This window comes from Shewanella sp. 8A (assembly GCF_023475945.1).
Lineage (GTDB): Bacteria > Pseudomonadota > Gammaproteobacteria > Enterobacterales > Shewanellaceae > Shewanella > Shewanella xiamenensis.
In genome coordinates, this window is sequence record NZ_JAMDJP010000025.1 from 36,888 (window position 1) to 54,284 (window position 17,397).

General features: G+C 45.3%; 13 protein-coding genes. 6 read left to right on the top strand and 7 right to left on the bottom strand.

Features of this window, described 5'->3' with window-relative positions; all coding sequences use genetic code 11:
- Positions 1 to 36: 36 nt before the first annotated feature.
- Positions 37 to 1,371 carry an N-succinylarginine dihydrolase gene (gene astB / locus M0413_RS17070; protein ID WP_249555012.1) on the bottom strand — a complete coding sequence of 445 codons (1,335 nt, stop codon included), beginning with the start codon at positions 1,369 to 1,371 and terminating at the stop codon, positions 37 to 39.
- Positions 1,372 to 1,702: 331 nt separating this feature from the next.
- On the opposite strand from astB, the gene topA reads away from it, so the two are divergent.
- On the top strand, positions 1,703 to 4,339 hold the full coding sequence (topA, locus tag M0413_RS17075; RefSeq protein ID WP_069455457.1) for a type I DNA topoisomerase: 2,637 nt from the start codon (positions 1,703 to 1,705) through the stop codon (positions 4,337 to 4,339).
- A gap of 144 nt (positions 4,340 to 4,483) precedes the next feature.
- Here the strand turns inward: topA and zomB are convergent, their stop codons facing one another.
- Positions 4,484 to 5,263 carry a flagellar motor control protein ZomB gene (gene zomB, locus M0413_RS17080; RefSeq protein WP_037419518.1) on the bottom strand — a complete coding sequence of 260 codons (780 nt, stop codon included), beginning with the start codon at positions 5,261 to 5,263 and terminating at the stop codon, positions 4,484 to 4,486.
- 227 nt (positions 5,264 to 5,490) lie between these two features.
- Here zomB and cysB point away from each other — a divergent pair, with 227 nt between their 5' ends.
- On the top strand, positions 5,491 to 6,465 hold the full coding sequence (cysB, locus tag M0413_RS17085; protein ID WP_011622367.1) for an HTH-type transcriptional regulator CysB: 975 nt from the start codon (positions 5,491 to 5,493) through the stop codon (positions 6,463 to 6,465).
- 87 nt (positions 6,466 to 6,552) lie between these two features.
- Here cysB and M0413_RS17090 read toward each other — a convergent pair whose 3' ends face one another.
- From M0413_RS17090 to ppsR, 4 genes are all read right to left on the bottom strand, one after another.
- The gene (locus M0413_RS17090) at positions 6,553 to 7,215 is read right to left on the bottom strand and encodes a response regulator transcription factor (RefSeq protein ID WP_037419521.1); all 663 of its coding nucleotides are present in this window, start codon (positions 7,213 to 7,215) and stop codon (positions 6,553 to 6,555) included.
- A gap of 209 nt (positions 7,216 to 7,424) precedes the next feature.
- Positions 7,425 to 7,856, bottom strand: coding sequence for an acyl-CoA thioesterase (locus tag M0413_RS17095; RefSeq protein ID WP_037419524.1), 432 nt, complete (start codon positions 7,854 to 7,856; stop codon positions 7,425 to 7,427).
- A gap of 149 nt (positions 7,857 to 8,005) precedes the next feature.
- Positions 8,006 to 9,070: a 3-deoxy-7-phosphoheptulonate synthase gene (locus tag M0413_RS17100; protein ID WP_069455136.1), complete on the bottom strand. Its 1,065-nt coding sequence runs from the start codon at positions 9,068 to 9,070 to the stop codon at positions 8,006 to 8,008.
- Positions 9,071 to 9,251: 181 nt separating this feature from the next.
- On the bottom strand, positions 9,252 to 10,064 hold the full coding sequence (ppsR, locus tag M0413_RS17105; RefSeq protein WP_011072591.1) for a posphoenolpyruvate synthetase regulatory kinase/phosphorylase PpsR: 813 nt from the start codon (positions 10,062 to 10,064) through the stop codon (positions 9,252 to 9,254).
- 124 nt (positions 10,065 to 10,188) lie between these two features.
- Between ppsR and ppsA the strand changes: the two genes are divergently transcribed.
- From ppsA to M0413_RS17125, 4 genes are all read left to right on the top strand, one after another.
- Positions 10,189 to 12,558, top strand: a complete 2,370-nt coding sequence (ppsA, locus tag M0413_RS17110) for a phosphoenolpyruvate synthase (RefSeq protein WP_144376463.1) — start codon at positions 10,189 to 10,191, stop codon at positions 12,556 to 12,558.
- Between the two features lie 99 nt (positions 12,559 to 12,657).
- On the top strand, positions 12,658 to 15,699 hold the full coding sequence (gene ydiJ / locus M0413_RS17115; protein ID WP_249555014.1) for a D-2-hydroxyglutarate dehydrogenase YdiJ: 3,042 nt from the start codon (positions 12,658 to 12,660) through the stop codon (positions 15,697 to 15,699).
- Between the two features lie 87 nt (positions 15,700 to 15,786).
- On the top strand, positions 15,787 to 16,278 hold the full coding sequence (locus M0413_RS17120; protein WP_249555016.1) for a DUF1285 domain-containing protein: 492 nt from the start codon (positions 15,787 to 15,789) through the stop codon (positions 16,276 to 16,278).
- A 138-nt stretch (positions 16,279 to 16,416) separates the two neighbouring features.
- Positions 16,417 to 16,842 carry a MarR family winged helix-turn-helix transcriptional regulator gene (locus M0413_RS17125; RefSeq protein ID WP_037419357.1) on the top strand — a complete coding sequence of 142 codons (426 nt, stop codon included), beginning with the start codon at positions 16,417 to 16,419 and terminating at the stop codon, positions 16,840 to 16,842.
- A gap of 25 nt (positions 16,843 to 16,867) precedes the next feature.
- Here M0413_RS17125 and M0413_RS17130 read toward each other — a convergent pair whose 3' ends face one another.
- Positions 16,868 to 17,215: a hypothetical protein gene (locus M0413_RS17130; protein WP_037419354.1), complete on the bottom strand. Its 348-nt coding sequence runs from the start codon at positions 17,213 to 17,215 to the stop codon at positions 16,868 to 16,870.
- Between the last annotated feature and the right edge of the window lie 182 nt (positions 17,216 to 17,397).

The following is a 17,397-nucleotide window of genomic DNA, read 5'->3' on the forward strand; positions in this document are numbered from 1 at the left end:
TTATGCGATTAACTAACGTTACTTTTTACTGAAACACTATCGCTGGAATGGATATACGCTCCCGAGTTTCATGATTTGAGTGAGCTCATCTAGTGCGGTGCGTGATTCGATAACTAATTGCGGATCGGCTAAATCCTGAGTTGATAAACGGTCGCGATAGTGCTTATCTACCCAAGCGTTTAAACGTGCAAATAAAGCATCGTTAAGTAAAGTGTGCTGATTTACTGCGGCTACTTCGCGCTCATTCATGGCAACCCGTAAACGTAAGCAGGCTGGGCCGCCGCCATTTTGCATGCTTTGTTTAACATCGAAATACAGCACTTGTTTGATTGGCGTATTTAAGGTGAGTAGCTCATTTAAATAAGCATAAACAGCGGGGTTTTCTTGGCAGTCGGTTGGGGCAATGATCGCCATCTCTCCTGAGGGGAGAGTGATGATTTGGGTATTAAATAGATAACTTTTCACCGCATCGTTAATCGCCACTTTGGCGGTTGGAACTTCGATAAAATATAACTCGGTATCGAGTTTGCATTTTATTTCATCCAATTTTGCCTGTGTATTTAAAAATGCTTGCTCGTGGTAGAAAAGCACATTTTGGTTACCCACGGCAATCACATCATTGTGAAATACGCCTTGATCAATCACGTCGGGATTTTGTTGAATAAAAACGCAGTTATCCTCTTCGAGTTGATGCAATCTTGCTATCGCCATCGAGGCCTCGAGGGTTTGTCTTGCCGGATATTTCAGTGGTTTAGGAGCATGAGGATTTGTCGCCTCTTGTCCATAAACAAAGAGTTCAACCCCAGCGTGGCCATATTCCTGACATAGGCGAGTGTGGTTCGCTGCGCCCTCATCACCGAAGCTATTATGCTCAGGTAAATGATTATGGTGATGAAAATAGTGGGGATCATTGAAAGTTGCTGTTAAGATGCGCCCCGTTGTGATGGGCTCGATGCTGCGATGCAACTTATCGACTAGATTAGCGGGCGTGAAATGCAGTTTACCATCACGGGTGTCGGCACTGGGTGACACGGTAGCCGCATTAGCCGTCCACATGCTTGAAGCACTGCAACAGGCATTAAGTAGCGCAGGCGCGGTTTTAGCGGCTTGTTGTAAAACTTGGGCATCGCTGCCAGAAAAACCAATTCGGCGCAGCGTGTTAAGATCGGGGCGCTCTTGTGGCGCTAACATGCCTTGGATCATCCCTAAATCAGCGAGTGCTTTGGCTTTTTGCAAACCTTGTTTAGCGGCGGCTTTAGGATTAGAGACTAAAGCAGCGTTGTTGAGTGAGGCCACATTGCCAAAAGACAAACCGGCATAATTGTGGGTTGGCCCAACGAGTCCGTCGAAATTCGCTTCAAAGTGCTTCATTGCATATCCTTGTGATAGGGAAGGTTATTATTTATTCAAATGGTCCCTGAAGCGACCCAGTATACTGAAGGTTTTTGTGGGCACAAGCGCACGGTTTTGTGCTCAAAGCGACTTTTTCGCGATAAATGCATAACTATTTCTTGCTTGCTGGCAAATAATGAAATATTAGTTTTTAATTACGCAATATTATTTTTTTACATTTTTTCAACTTTGATTAAAAAGTGACTCGCTGGTACATATAAAAGAGGGATTAGCTTGAAACTCTCAATGCAACCCTCTATATATGGAGCCAATTTCCACCTTCTTGAGATTTTTTGGCGCAAATCAAACTATGGGTAAATCGCTAGTTATTGTCGAATCACCGGCCAAAGCTAAGACCATTAATAAATATCTTGGCAAAGAATTCATCGTTAAATCGAGCGTAGGTCATATCCGTGATCTGCCTACATCTTCTATATCTGACGGCACCGATAAGGTGAAACCTGCCGCCGAAGTAAAGAAGATGTCGCCAGAAGAAAAGGCGCGATACAAAAAGATGAAAGATCATCAAGCGCTGGTATCGCGTATGGGCGTTAACCCTGAAAAGGGCTGGGCGGCTAAATATCAAATTCTACCGGGTAAAGAGAAAGTGGTTAAAGAGCTGCAAGCCTTAGCTGATTCTGCTGACCAAATTTATCTCGCAACGGACTTAGACCGTGAAGGGGAAGCCATCGCCTGGCATTTGCAAGAGGTGATTGGTGGCGATCCTTCACGTTATCAGCGCGTAGTGTTTAACGAAATCACCAAATCTGCGATTCAAGAAGCCTTTAGTAAGCCTTCTTCCCTCGACACCAATATGGTTAATGCCCAACAGGCACGACGCTTTTTAGACCGTGTCGTCGGCTTTATGGTGTCACCACTGTTGTGGAAGAAGGTTGCCCGTGGTTTATCCGCAGGACGGGTACAATCTGTGGCAGTGCGTCTCGTGGTGGAACGCGAAAGTGAAATCAAAGCCTTTGTGCCAGAAGAGTTTTGGGATGTGCATGCTGAGCTTAATACGCCAGCCAGCGAAGCACTGCGCATGGAAGTGGTTAAGTATTTAGATTCAGCTTTTGAGCCAACCAACGAGCAACAAGCGTTAGCCGCGGTGCAGGCCTTATCTTCGGCCAGCTTTAAAGTGATTGCCCGTGAAGACAAAGCGACTCAAAGTAAACCTTCTGCACCCTTTATTACCTCTACCCTGCAACAAGCGGCCAGTACTCGTTTAGGCTTTGGGGTGAAGAAAACCATGATGATGGCGCAGCGCTTGTACGAGGCGGGTCACATCACGTATATGCGTACCGACTCGACAAACCTAAGCCAAGAGGCCTTAGACAGCGTACGTGAGATGATCAGCAAGGAATACGGCGCCAAGTATTTACCTGCCGAGCCTATCCGCTACGGTTCTAAGGAAGGCGCACAAGAAGCGCACGAAGCGATTCGTCCTTCAAATGTCAATGTTGAAGCTGCGGCTTTAACTGATATGGAACGTGATGCGCAGCGCCTTTATGAGTTAATTTGGCGTCAGTTTGTCTCCTGCCAGATGACACCTGCCCAATACGACGCGACTAAACTCACGGTGAAAGCAGGCGACTACGAACTTAAAGCAACAGGACGCATCCTGCGCTTTGACGGTTGGACCCGTGTTCAAACTGCAATCAAGAAGAAAAACGAAGAAGACAATACGCTACCGGCAGTAAACGAAGGGGATGTATTATCTCTCGTTGAACTCGAGCCTAAACAACATTTTACTAAGCCTCCAGCGCGATACAGTGAAGCGTCATTGGTTAAAGAGTTAGAGAAGCGCGGTATTGGCCGTCCGTCAACCTACGCCACCATTATTTCGACGATCCAAGAACGTGGCTACGTGAAAGTGGAAAACCGCCGCTTCTACGCTGAAAAAATGGGCGAAATAGTCAGTGAACGCTTAGTCAATAGTTTTGCCGAGTTGATGAGCTATGACTTTACCGCCAGTATGGAACAGACCCTCGACGATGTTGCTAAGGGTGAGTTGGATTGGAAAAAAGTACTCGATGGTTTCTATGCTGACTTCACTAAACAATTAGAGAAAGCAGAATTAGCACCGGAAGAGGGCGGTATGCGCCTCAATCAAATGGTGATGACCAATATTAAGTGCCCTACTTGCGGTCGTCCAATGGGGATCCGTACAGGCACAACAGGGGTATTCCTCGGTTGTTCTGGTTACGAGTTGCCACCAAAAGAGCGCTGCAAAACCACCATGAACTTAACGCCAGGCATTGAAGCGATCAGCGATAGTGAAGATGCCGAAACCGATGCATTGCGTGCCAAGCACCGCTGTGGTATTTGCGGCACGGCAATGGACAGTTATCTTATCGACGAAAAACGCAAACTGCATGTTTGTGGTAATAACCCTGTTTGTGAGGGGTATGAAGTCGAAGAAGGGCAATTTAAGATCAAAGGTTACGAAGGCCCATTAATCGAATGTGACCGCTGCGGTCATGATATGGAACTGAAAAACGGTCGTTTTGGTAAGTACTTCGGTTGTACGAATGCGGAATGTAAGAATACTCGTAAGTTACTGAAAAACGGTGAAGCGGCGCCACCAAAAGAAGATCCTATTTACTTACCAGAGCTTAAATGTAGCAAGTCGGATGCGCACTTTGTGCTGCGTGACGGGGCGGCAGGGATATTCTTAGCGGCCAGTACCTTCCCTAAATCGAGGGAAACCCGTGCGCCACTGGTTGAAGAATTAGTGAAATACCGTGAACTCTTATGGCCTAAGTATCAGTATCTTGCAGATGCACCTATCGCTGATGATGACGGCAATAAGGCGGCGGTGAAGTTTAGCCGTAAGACCAAAGAGCAATATGTGGCGACGGAAGTCGACGGTAAAGCCACTGGATGGTCCGCCCATTATGTTAATGGTAAATGGGTAAGTGAATCATCAGCGAAGAAAGCGAAGAAATAAACATGTGCTTATGGGCATGTTCACAAATCGTCATTGAGGATGAACGCTTTGTGAATATGCTCTAGGTTGTGTTACTGCTTAAGTTAGATTTCAACCAATAAAAAAGCCAAGTCACTGACTTGGCTTTTGTGTTTTAAAGATTGATCACCATTTCTTTTTCGGTTGAAACAGCATATCGATATCGTCTTCTTCATTCTTGGGCTTAGGTGCACTGGGTGCAGTGAGTTTTTGTGCGCCCATAATTTCATCTAATAGCATTTTGGCTTCATCGACTTTACGGGCGATGAAGGGGTCGTTTGGCGTCTGCGCTTTAATCGCATGCAAAGTGGCTAATGCTTTAGTCACCATTTGCTTTGAAGATCCGTATTGCTTCATAAAACTTGCGGCGCGAGCACGTGACAACATAGAGTCAACGTTAATTCTGAGCTGTAAACTATCAATACGATTTTCTTCCTGACCAAACACCGCTGGGTCGACTCTCCCCTTGTTATGCTCTGCACGCAAAATGGCTTTTAGTTTCTTTAACGTTTGTACTAACACCAAAGTTTGTTTGTCGTTATCAGGCAATCTAAAATTCTCAATCGGCGGGACTTGAGGTGGGTTAGCTTGTAATGAATCAATTTGATTTTTGATATCGGCAAGTCGACGTTGAAAATCAGCTTGTTGTTGGCTTGTGCTCAGTGATGTTGCCATTTCCAAAGCATCTTGAACACGGCGATAGAGCACTAACATTATATGTGTACTACAAGGTATCATCCCTGTATTGGATAATACGGTTTCTGTTTCATCAAGAATCGCACGTTGGCGGGCAAATTCAATCCTACGTTCAGCCTCTGCACGTTCTTTTTGTTGTTGTATTACGTTAATTCCGATAACAAGCAGTAATAGTGCACCGATGAGGATCAGAACCAAGGTGAATGTCATAGCTGTTCCATTATTTATCCAATTGAGCTAATGCTACAATAAATCAATAAACTAGCATAGTTATCTTAGCCTAGGTTATCATTTCTGTCGTTTGAAACATAAGACTTGTGCTCTATATTCCTATTTGCTTTAATTTTTACTATATACTATAACGATTGATTATAGCTGATACTGAGTGGTGCTATTTTAACCAATCCATTTCAGCCTGTTTGAGACAAGGACATAAGATGAAACTGCAACAGCTCAGGTATATTGCTGAGGTCGTAAAGCATAACCTTAACGTATCGGCCACAGCTGAAAATTTATACACATCACAGCCTGGGATCAGTAAGCAAGTTCGCATGTTGGAAGATGAATTAGGTATTCAAATATTTGGTCGCAGTGGTAAACATTTGACCCATGTGACGCCAGCTGGACAGCAGGTGATTAATATCGCCAATGACATCTTAGGTAAAGTTGAAAGTATTAAAAAAGTATCTGAGGAATATACAAAACCGGATCAAGGTGAATTGAATATTGCGACAACGGATACCCAAGCTCGCTATGCTTTACCCCATATCATTCGCCAGTTTATCGACCGTTATCCCAAAGTTAACCTACATATGCATCAGGGGACGCCATCGCAGATCAGTGAGCAGGCAGCCCGAGGTGATGCTGATTTTGCGATTGCAACCGAAGCGATGCATTTGTATTCCGATTTGATTATGTTGCCTTGTTATCACTGGAATCGCTCCGTCGTTGTGCCAAAAGATCATCCCTTGGCAACACGGACTCATATTAGTATTGAAGATTTAGCTCGTTTTCCATTAGTGACTTATGTGTTTGGGTTTGATCGGGCATCGGAAATTGAGAAAGCGTTTAATCGTGCAAACCTTGAGCCGCGGGTTGTCTTTAGTGCTACCAGCGCTGATGTGCTGAAAACCTATGTGCGCTTAGGCTTAGGTGTAGGAGTGATTGCCTCTATGGCGATTGATCCAAATATTGATAAAGATTTAGTTGCCATCGATGCTGGCCATTTATTTGCCCATAGCACCACTAAAATTGGTTTCAGGAAGGGTAGTTTCTTACGAAGTTATATGTATGATTTTATTCAACACTTTGCGCCACATTTAACTCGTGATGTGGTTGAGAAGGCCGTCGCATTGCGTGATCAGCAATTAATTGATGAGATGTTTGCAGATAAAAATCTGCCTATGCGTTGATTAAGCTACACTATTGGTGAAATTAATAAAAATGCCGCATCAATTGCGGCATTTTTATTGTGTTGAGAATTGAAATGACACGTACGACTATGACAAATCGACTTTATCCATTTCAAGCTGACTTAAAGCAATAACCGCTTGAGTGCGATTACGAACGCCTAGTTTTCTAAAAATGGCAGTGGCGTGCGCTTTTATTGTTGCTTCAGAAACCCCTAAGTCATAGGCGATTTGTTTATTGAGCAAGCCCTCAGCAAACATTTGCAGTACTTTATATTGCTGCGGCGTGAGATCTGAGAGCTTACTGGCCATTTTATCAGTGCTGTCATCTTCGATAGGTATAATATCAGCACCTTTAGGTAGCCATAAATCCCCACATAAAACAGCGGTTAGGGCTTCTTTCAAGGTTTCCATCGACGCCGATTTAGGGATAAAACCACTACCACCATAGTGAATAGCACGGCTAATGGTATTGATATCCTCGTGGGCCGAAATCACAATAACAGGCAGCTCAGGGTAGTGAGAGCGCAGATGGATAAGCGTCGAATAGCCGTGGGAACCTGGCATCTGCAAATCCAGTAAAACCAAATCGTAGCTGACACTTTGTGAATCTAACACAGACTGCAACGCATCGGCACTGTCAGCCTCAAACCACTGGGTGCGCTCAAAGGCACTACTGAGTGCTTGACGTAGTGCATTTCGAAACAATGGATGGTCGTCGGCAATAATTATATTTAAGTTTTCTAGCTTCATGGCTTTTTTGATTATGTTCGTGGCGCGTGAAGATTAAACCCAATGTAACAGAAAAGTAATCGAGGATCCTATTGGTTTATGCAGCAAGAAGGACAAAATTTTTATATGTTTCTGGTTGTTATACTTTTGTCTTGCTTAAATGAACGAATAAATTAGCCCTAAAACCTTGCTGTTAAAGGGCTAGAGTACGTTATTACGTAGTATAAATCTTATTCAGCCGTCCACACTTGGGTTGGATGGCGTTGTTCGTCTACCGCAACAAAGGTGAATACGCCACGGATCGCATGCTCACGGTGATCTTGGTACATGTCTTCGACAAAAATATTGACTTCGACCTTTAACGAGGTATTACCTACATGGATCACGCGGGCGATAAGCTCTGCTAAGGTACCCGCTGGAATAGGTTTTTTAAAGTCGATTCGATCAGAGCTGACTGTAACTAAGGCTTTACGGCAGAAACGAGTCGCAGCAATAAAAGCGGTTTCATCCATCCATGCTAAGGCTTCACCACCAAATAAGGTATTGTGGTGATTGGTGATAGAAGGAAATACGGCTTTGATTACACGCGCTTCGGATTGATTGATTCGTTGTTCAATGGCATCGGAAAAAGCAGGGCGAGTAGAGTCGAGTGAATGTGGCATACGGCAACCTGAGGTTATGCATTTTCAAGAGGCGCGATTATAGTGAGTTTTCAATTTGAATGATATAAAACGACTATATCGTTAGGTTTTAAGACAAAACGAAAAGTAAAAAGGCTTCCAGTGGAAGCCTTTAGTGTTTGGTAATCGACTTATTTACCGAGAAGTTCACGCCTATCGCGTGAGGCTTTAGCCAGATCTCGCAGTAATTTTTCTGAGTCATCCCAATGTAAGCAGGCATCGGTAATGCTTTGGCCATAGCATAAAGGTTGACCCTCAATCACTTTTTGATTGCCTTCATGTAAGAAACTTTCTGCCATGATGCCGGCAATGGCCGTACTGCCCGCGCGCATTTGCGCCATGATATTTTCAGCAACGACCAGTTGTTTTAGGTGATTTTTTTCACTGTTACCGTGGCTAAAATCAACCACTACACGCGGCGTTACATTGACAGACTCAAGTTTTAATCTTGCTTGTTCAATATCCTGCTCAAAGTAATTAGGTTTTTTACCACCGCGTAAAATAATGTGCCCATAAGGATTGCCATGGGTACGATAGACAGACATGGCGCCATCTTTATCTGGTGAATAGAAAATATGTGGCACTTTGGCGGCACGAACGGCATCAACGGCGATATTGATATTGCCATCGGTTCCATTTTTAAAACCCACAGGGCAGGAGAGTGCCGAGGCCATTTCGCGGTGGACTTGGCTTTCAGTGGTGCGAGCGCCGATAGCGCCCCAGGTGATTAAATCAGCAATATATTGACCGTTCACCATATCTAAAAACTCGGTGGCAATCGGCAATTTCAGCTCAGTGATTTGCTGTAGTAGCTGACGGGCAATACGCAATCCTTTATTGGGTTCAAAGCTGCCATCTAAGTCAGGATCGGAAATTAACCCTTTCCAGCCAACAATGGTGCGCGGCTTTTCAAAGTACACCCGCATTAAAATACAGAGATCGTCCTTTAACTCTTGATGCAGCACAGCTAAACGGCGGGCGTAGTCGAGGGCAGCTTGCGTATCATGGATAGAGCAAGGGCCAATGATCACCAGTAGACGATGATCTTCGCCCATAATAATGGCTTCAACTTCACGACGTTGCTGAACGAGGTAATCGGCTGCATCTTGGGTTAACGGGTACTCAGATGCCAGTTGTGCAGGTGAGATGACTTTAGCTAATAAGGAAGTGCGTAATTCGTCTGTTTTAATGGTCATTCAAAATACCGAGCTTGCGTGCGGCGCTTTTCGCCAGATTGCCTCGGATTATAACGAATCGAACAGCATTGCACAGTGCCAATTGTGTTAATTGTCGGCAACTGTGCAATGAATTTGATTTAAGTTAGACCTATTTAGCCTAAATCGAGGGACTCGATTGTCTCGTTCGAAATCATCAAGATTAGAACATATGACGTTCTAAGCCGGTGACATCCAAAATCTTAGTGGCGATTTCTTCGACCGAGTGGTTGGTGGTGTCGATATAGGGAATACGTTCACGTTTGAACATCATCTCGACTTCTTTTACCTCTAAACGACACTGCTTTAAGGAAGAGTAGCGACTGTTTTCCATCCGACTTTGGCGGATTTCATGTAAGCGTACCGGATCGATGGTCAACCCAAACAATTTTTTCTTATTGCGTTTTAAGGCTTCGGGCAGTTTAAGGTTATCCATATCGTCTTCGGTGAACGGGTAGTTAGCCGCTTTAATACCAAACTGCATCGATAAATAGAGGCTGGACGGGGTTTTACCGCAGCGAGACACGCCCAGCAGGATCAAATCGGCCTGATCCATATGCTTCATGGTTTGGCCATCATCATTATCCATCGCAAAATTGATGGCATCGATACGGGCTTCATAACCCTGATTGGCTTTACCGTGGGTGCGGTGTAATACAGGCGATGCACTTACGCCTAAATGTTGTTCAAGTGGAGCGACGAAGGTATTTAAAAAATCGTAATCGAGACCTTCACTCGAATAAATGATGTCCCGAATTTCCGGTTTAACGATTGAATGGAACACTAAGGGGCGTTCGCCTGTTGTAATAAAACAATCATTAATTTGTCGTTTAACGTTTTCAGCTTTTGCCAATGTTTCAACAAATGGAATTGTAAGTGACTCAAATTCTAATGGAAATTGCGAGAGAACTGCATGCCCAAAAACCTCTGCTGTGATCGCTGTGCCGTCGGAGATGTAAAATACCTTTGGTGCCATACTGACCTCTTGTAGTAATAAAATTACAAATAAAATTATAGATTTACGCTTCTTCAGCGGGAGTGTAAAATGCCGCTGCCCTCGTGTGAAGGGGCCACTGAAATAAACTTGCGGAGATAGAACTGTGCAGCAATACGTACTCTGGTATCAGGAATTAGGCATGGGTGACGTCAACTTGGTTGGCGGTAAAAATGCTTCTCTTGGCGAGATGATCAGCAATCTAGCTAATGCCGGTGTTCAAGTACCTGGCGGATTTGCGACTACTTCTTATGCGTTCAATGAGTTCCTTGAACAAAGTGGAGTAAACCAGAAGATTTATGACATTCTAGCCACACTGGATGTAGATGATGTCAATGCACTGGCAAAAGTAGGTGCACAGATCAGACAATGGGTGATTGACACCCCATTCCAACCAGCTTTAGAGCAAGCCATTCGTGAAGCTTACGATAAACTTGCCGCTGAAACTAGCGATGCATCATTTGCAGTACGTTCTTCTGCTACCGCAGAAGATATGCCAGATGCTTCTTTTGCTGGTCAGCAAGAAACCTTCTTAAACGTGAAAGGATTTGACTCTGTACTCGTGGCGATTAAGCACGTGTTTGCGTCACTCTTTAACGACCGTGCAATTTCATACCGTGTTCACCAAGGTTATGAGCACCACGGTGTTGCCCTGTCTGCCGGCGTACAACGCATGGTTCGTTCAGACAAAGCGGCATCAGGTGTTATGTTCACCATGGACACTGAATCAGGCAACAATGATGTGGTGTTTATCACTTCATCTTTCGGTCTGGGTGAAATGGTTGTTCAAGGTGCGGTAAACCCTGACGAATTCTATGTCCACAAACCTATCCTTTCTCAAGGTCATAAAGCCGTTGTTCGCCGTAATATCGGTAGTAAGCTCATCCAGATGGTGTATTCCGATGATGCTGCTCACGGCAAACAAGTGAAAATTGAAGACGTTGCTGCTGAAAAACGTCGTCAATTCTCCATCAACGACGCCGAAGTGATGGAACTGGCTAAACAAGCGATGGTTATCGAAAAACACTACGGTCGTCCAATGGACATCGAGTGGGCGAAAGACGGTAACGATGGCAAACTCTATATCGTTCAAGCGCGTCCAGAAACGGTTCGTAGCCGTGAAGACGTACAATTAATTGAACGTTACCACTTAAAGAGCCGTGGCGCAGTGATCTCTGAAGGTCGCGCTATCGGTCATAAAGTGGGTTCTGGTGTGGCTAAGGTATTAACCTCTATTGCGGATATGGATCAAATCCAACCTGGCGATGTGTTAGTGACCGACATGACTGACCCAGATTGGGAACCTATCATGAAGCGCGCCAGCGCCATCGTGACTAACCGTGGCGGCCGTACCTGTCACGCGGCGATTATTGCCCGTGAATTAGGTGTACCAGCGGTAGTCGGTTGTGGCGACGTGACCGACCGTATCAAGAATGGTCAGTTAGTGACAGTATCTTGTGCCGAAGGTGACACAGGTTACATCTACGAAGGTAAACAAGAGTTTGAAGTGATTTCAAACCGCGTTGACTCATTGCCAGCATTACCGATGAAGATCATGATGAACGTGGGTAACCCAGATCGTGCATTTGATTTTGCCCGTTTACCTAACGAAGGTGTGGGTCTAGCGCGTTTAGAATTCATCATCAACCGTATGATCGGTATTCACCCGAAAGCGTTGCTTGAATTCAACCAACAAGATGCTGCATTGCAGGAAGAAATCAACGAGATGATCGCCGGTTACGACTCTCCTGTTGAGTTCTACATCGCTCGCTTAGTCGAAGGTATCGCATCTATTGGTTCGGCTTTCTATCCGAAGAAAGTGATCGTACGTATGTCAGACTTTAAGTCTAACGAATACGCTAACTTAGTCGGTGGTGACCGTTACGAGCCAGAGGAAGAAAACCCAATGTTGGGCTTCCGTGGTGCGAGCCGTTATATCTCTGAATCATTCCGCGATTGTTTCGCACTTGAATGTGAAGCGATTAAGCGCGTGCGTAATGAAATGGGTCTGAAGAACGTTGAAGTCATGATCCCATTCGTCCGTACCGTGAAAGAAGCTGAGCAAGTGATTGAACTGCTGAAAGAGCAGGGCTTAGAGCGTGGTAAAGATGGTCTACGCGTCATCATGATGTGTGAAGTACCATCAAATGCGCTGTTAGCGGATCAGTTCCTTGAGCACTTCGATGGTTTCTCTATCGGCTCAAATGACTTAACACAGTTAACACTCGGTCTTGACCGTGACTCAGGCATCATCAGCCACTTGTTTGATGAGCGTAACGAAGCGGTGAAGATCCTGCTGTCTATGGCCATTAAAGCGGCTAAGGCCAAGGGTGCTTATATCGGTATTTGTGGTCAAGGACCTTCAGATCACGCCGATTTCGCGGCTTGGTTAGTTGAACAAGGCATCGATACCGTATCGTTAAACCCTGATACAGTAATTGATACTTGGTTATATTTAGCCGAAGCGCACGCTTGATCTAGGCCGTAATTTTATCAAGGTGTTAAAAAAGCCGCTTTTTAGCGGCTTTTTTTTGTTTATAATGGGCCGCATAACAATAATTGACTGAAGCCGCCCATGTTACCTCTGTTATCACATCAACAAACCTTAGAACCTGTTTATCTGGCCTATCTTGATGCTTTAGAACAAAGTGCCTATGAAGGTGATATTGATAAGCGCTACAGCGCGCGCTTAGTGCAAGCCACAGATAACTCCGTCTATCAATTTTTGCCCCAGGCGGTGCTTTATCCTAAACATCAAAAGGATATCGAGATAGCGCTTAAACTTGCTACGAAAGCAGAGTTTGTGGGTGTGACTTTTAGTGCCAGAGGTGGCGGAACAGGCACTAATGGGCAGTCGCTGACCCACGGTTTGATCCTTGATGTGTCTCGTTATATGAATCGTGTGTTGGAAGTGAATCCTGAGCAGGGCTGGGTTAGGGTTGAAGCTGGGGTCATTAAAGATGCGCTAAATGATGCGCTGCGTCCCCATGGATTCTTCTTTAGTCCCGATCTCTCAACTTCAAACCGCGCCACTATTGGCGGTATGATCAACACCGACGCCTCGGGCGCAGGCTCTTTGGTGTATGGTAAAACTTCCGACCATGTACTGGCACTGCGCAGTGTATTGATAGATGGCAGTGTGTTAGATACTCGTCCTCTCGATGCGGGTCTGTTATGTAATCCCGATAACGTGAGTGAAAATCCGCTTGGACAAAAACTGATTTCGGCAATTGCAAAGGTATGCCGCGAGAAGCGAGCGCTGATTGAAAAGCAATTCCCTAAACTCAATCGATTTTTAACTGGATATGACTTAAAGAATGTCTGGAATGAAGGCTTAACTCAGTTCGACCTTTCACGTATTTTAACAGGCTCTGAAGGCACGCTGGCGGTTATCACCGAAGCGAAACTCAACATTACACCACTGCCGAGTGAGCGGGCGATGGTGAACATTAAGTACGATTCCTTCCAGTCTGCGCTGCGTCATGCTCCTTCCTTAGTGGCTGCGCGGGCTACGGTGGTTGAAACCGTGGACTCTAAAGTGCTTAATCTTGCCCGCGAGGACATTGTTTGGCATTCGGTTTCCGACCTTATTCAAGAAGTGCCGGGTAAAGTCATCGATGGCCTGAATATGGTCGAGTTTGCTGGTGATAAGGCAGAAGTTGAGCAAAAGCTTGCGAATCTTGAGGCTGTATTGACCGAGCAAATTGGTCACGGTGAATGTGGTGTTGTGGGTTATCAAGTCACTCAAGATAAGGCCAGTATTGAGAAAATCTATGGCATGCGTAAAAAGGCCGTTGGATTGCTCGGTGCTACCAAGGGACGTCGCAAACCCATTGCATTTGCCGAAGATACTGCTGTGCCGCCTGAAAAACTTGCCGATTATATTATGGAGTTTCGTGCGCTACTCGATAGTCACAATTTGCAATACGGTATGTTTGGCCATGTGGATGCAGGCGTATTACACGTAAGGCCTGCGCTGGATATGTGCGATGTCGAAGATGAAAAACTGTTGAGGGTGATTTCTGATCAAGTTGCAGCACTGACGCTCAAATACGGCGGCCTGATGTGGGGCGAGCATGGTAAGGGCGTGCGTGGCGAATACGGCCCATCGGTATTTGGCGATGAACTTTATGGTGTGCTGCAAGATATTAAAGGTCTATTTGACCCTGATAACAGGCTTAATCCCGGCAAGTTAGTGGCGCCCAAGCAAGTCGGCAGCTTGGCATTTGATGTGGATAGTACCAAGCGCGGCAAGTTTGACAGACAAATTCCCGTCGAAGTACGCGATGCCTATCCCGATGTGATGAATTGTAACGGCAATGGCCTGTGTTTTAATTACAGTAGCTACTCGCCCATGTGTCCGTCATTTAAGGTGACTGGCGATAGGGTGCAATCCCCCAAAGGCCGTGCGGGTCTGATGCGTGAGTGGCTGCGTTTGCTTGAGTCGGAAGGGGTGGATGTGAACGCGCTGGCGAAAGCCAAACCCTTAGGCATTTTGCAGCGGATGCAAAATACCATCAATGCGAAGCGCGATTACGATTATTCCCACGAAGTGATGGAATCGCTGAAGGGCTGTCTTGCGTGTAAGGCTTGCTCGAGCCAATGTCCGGTGAAAGTGGATGTACCTAAGTTTAGGGCGCAATTCTTTAATATTTACTATCAACGTTATCTGCGTCCGGCCAAGGATTACCTGGTTGCGGGCATAGAAGACAGCTTACCTCTGATGGCTGCTGCGCCAAGGCTGACCAATTTCGCCTCGCAAAACCCACTCAGTCAATGGGTCATCAAAAAGGCTATTGGCTATGTGGATGCGCCAGCGCTGTCGGTGCCAACCTTAAAACAACGACTCGATGGCCATGCGAGCCGCGGCTATGATCTGGCGGCATTGCAGGCCATCCCCGCCGATGAGAGGGCAAAATTTGTATTAGTTGTACAAGACCCCTTCAACAGTTTCTACGATGCGGGCTTGGTGTATCGCTTTATCCAATTGATTGAAACCTTAGGATTAAAACCCGTTCTACTGCCATTTAAGCCCAACGGTAAACCGACGCATATCAAGGGCTTCTTGGGTAAATTTGCTAAAACGGCGCAGTCGAGTGCGGATTTCTTAAATCAAGTGCATAAGTTAGGTATGCCGATGGTTGGGATCGATCCCGCCTTAGTGCTCTGTTATCGCGATGAATATAAAGAAATTTTAGGGGCTAACCGCGGCGCGTTTGAGGTTAAACTGGCTAACGAATGGCTGCTTGGCATACTGCAGGATATTCCTACTAAGGCCATGCAAGATAAACAATTTACTTGGTTTAGCCATTGTACTGAGTCTACGGCGAAGCCTAATACCGCCAATGAGTGGAGCAAAATCTTCACTCACTTTGGCGCTAAATTGACGGCGGTGAATTTGGGCTGCTGCGGCATGGCGGGTACCTACGGCCATGAGGCTGAGAATCTTGAGCGTTCTAAGACCTTGTTTGATATGTCGTGGAAAGACACTTTAAGCAAGATAGACGCGTCGCAGGTGTTAGTCTCTGGCTACTCTTGTCGCAGCCAAGTGAAACGTTTCGCCGGTTACAAGCCAAAACATCCATTAGAGGCTTTATTGGAGCTCGTTAAGGCTTAACCAATTTTTAATTAGGGATTGGATAATCTCTAAGGCAATGCCACACTAAACCAGTCGTCAGGCTGGTTTTTTTATTGAGGGGACGCTATGGAAAAACACACGGACAATGTTATCGATACGCTACAGGCATTCACCAGCAAGCCAACGCCGTATGACGTCACCACACACCCAACGGCGCTGTGTAGTGAAGTCGCGTTATTTCGTATCCAACTCTCCGGTGACTGGATATATCAGGACAGCCCATTACCGACGAAGTTTGCTAAGCTGTTTGCCAGTATTTTACATGGCATCGATGGCGAATATTTTTTGATCACACCAGTCGAAAAGGTGCGAGTCGAGGTGGATGATGCGCCACTGGTGATTGTGGATTATATGAAGGATGAGACAGCATCGGGTTTAACGCTGCACAGTAGTATTGGCACCGAGCATTCTCTGGCTACACTCAATCGTTTAAAGCTCACCGACTTTGGGATTTATCTGCCGCTAGAGCGTGGCCTATGGGGAAAATTGAGCCGTGCCTGTTACTACAATTTTGTGAATGAATTCAATTTAACCGATGAAGGTGGCCTCAGTGCTTAAAGATTTTGATTGTAATAACTTGGGGAGGCTGACTAGTTTATTATGGGTTAAGTGATAGTATTAAAACTAACCTTAGCCAATCCTACTCGGGTTTAGGTTTGTGTCGATGGGTCTAAATGTTGTTTTCGGAGGTGCTGTTTGAACCGTTATGAAAGCTTAGGCTATCTTGTTTCGCACTTAAATATTGAGCTGCAAAATGAACTCGATTTGCAGTTGAAACGCTATCAGCTCGACATTAAGTTGTGGCCAGTATTATTCGCGCTTTGGCAGGAGGAGGGGATTACTCAGACCGAGTTGTCCAAACGTTGTGATGTAGCGAACTATACCATGACCCGTTTGCTCGATCAGTTGCAGGTGCAAGGCCTCATCACCCGCCATCAAGAACTCGATAATCGCCGAGCTTTCCAGATTTTTCTCACCGATGAGGCCAAGGCGCTGGAGCAGGATTTGATCCGTGAGGCCGAGCGCGTCAATGAAAAGTTTCTTGCTAATCTTACTGAAGATGAACGAAGTTATTTTATTAAGCTTTTGAATAAAATAAATAAACTGTCATCTAATCCGTAAGTTTTATTGTGCTTCTTTCGGTTATTTACAGTGGAAGTAGCATAAAAAGTAATACTAAACTTGACCCCAGTAATAACCCTTGTTGCAGTAATCGTTGTCGCTGCATTAAGCTATTTTTTCCCTGTTTCAGACTAGTGATTAGCTGATTACGCTTATAAATACGGCAAGTTAACTCATTTGTGAAGGGGTCAATAAACAACTTACATAGGCATTGCCCACCATCTTTCAATTTGATCAAATGTTCACTTTGATGGCTAAAATTGAGTTTGCGCGAAACCATTTGGCCATTGATATAGACTCTCTCCAAACCCGACCAATCACTTGCTTGTAATTCAAGTGAATCTTTCCCCAGCTCATATTTGAAACTGACCATAGTGGCACCTTCTCCGTGACTGACGAGTAGTTAATTCAAGCAGAGACATATAGGGTTTTCCACTACAGAAAAGTGAATTTTACGTGGCGTTTTGGTATCTGATTGGTATTGAGAGGAATTTATTTTTTAGATAGATAAGTGGAGCGAGGGAAGTGGTTGAGGCGGACAACGACTCGTTGTCC

Bases quoted from the DNA above. Each gene is read 5' to 3' on its own strand.
- astB (WP_249555012.1), bottom strand. From the start codon at position 1,371: ATGAAGCACTTTGAAGCGAATTTCGACGGACTCGTTGGGCCAACCCAC.
- topA (WP_069455457.1), top strand. From the start codon at position 1,703: ATGGGTAAATCGCTAGTTATTGTCGAATCACCGGCCAAAGCTAAGACC.
- zomB (WP_037419518.1), bottom strand. From the start codon at position 5,263: ATGACATTCACCTTGGTTCTGATCCTCATCGGTGCACTATTACTGCTT.
- cysB (WP_011622367.1), top strand. From the start codon at position 5,491: ATGAAACTGCAACAGCTCAGGTATATTGCTGAGGTCGTAAAGCATAAC.
- M0413_RS17090 (WP_037419521.1), bottom strand. From the start codon at position 7,215: ATGAAGCTAGAAAACTTAAATATAATTATTGCCGACGACCATCCATTG.
- M0413_RS17095 (WP_037419524.1), bottom strand. From the start codon at position 7,856: ATGCCACATTCACTCGACTCTACTCGCCCTGCTTTTTCCGATGCCATT.
- M0413_RS17100 (WP_069455136.1), bottom strand. From the start codon at position 9,070: ATGACCATTAAAACAGACGAATTACGCACTTCCTTATTAGCTAAAGTC.
- ppsR (WP_011072591.1), bottom strand. From the start codon at position 10,064: ATGGCACCAAAGGTATTTTACATCTCCGACGGCACAGCGATCACAGCA.
- ydiJ (WP_249555014.1), top strand. From the start codon at position 12,658: ATGTTACCTCTGTTATCACATCAACAAACCTTAGAACCTGTTTATCTG.
- M0413_RS17120 (WP_249555016.1), top strand. From the start codon at position 15,787: ATGGAAAAACACACGGACAATGTTATCGATACGCTACAGGCATTCACC.
- M0413_RS17130 (WP_037419354.1), bottom strand. From the start codon at position 17,215: ATGGTCAGTTTCAAATATGAGCTGGGGAAAGATTCACTTGAATTACAA.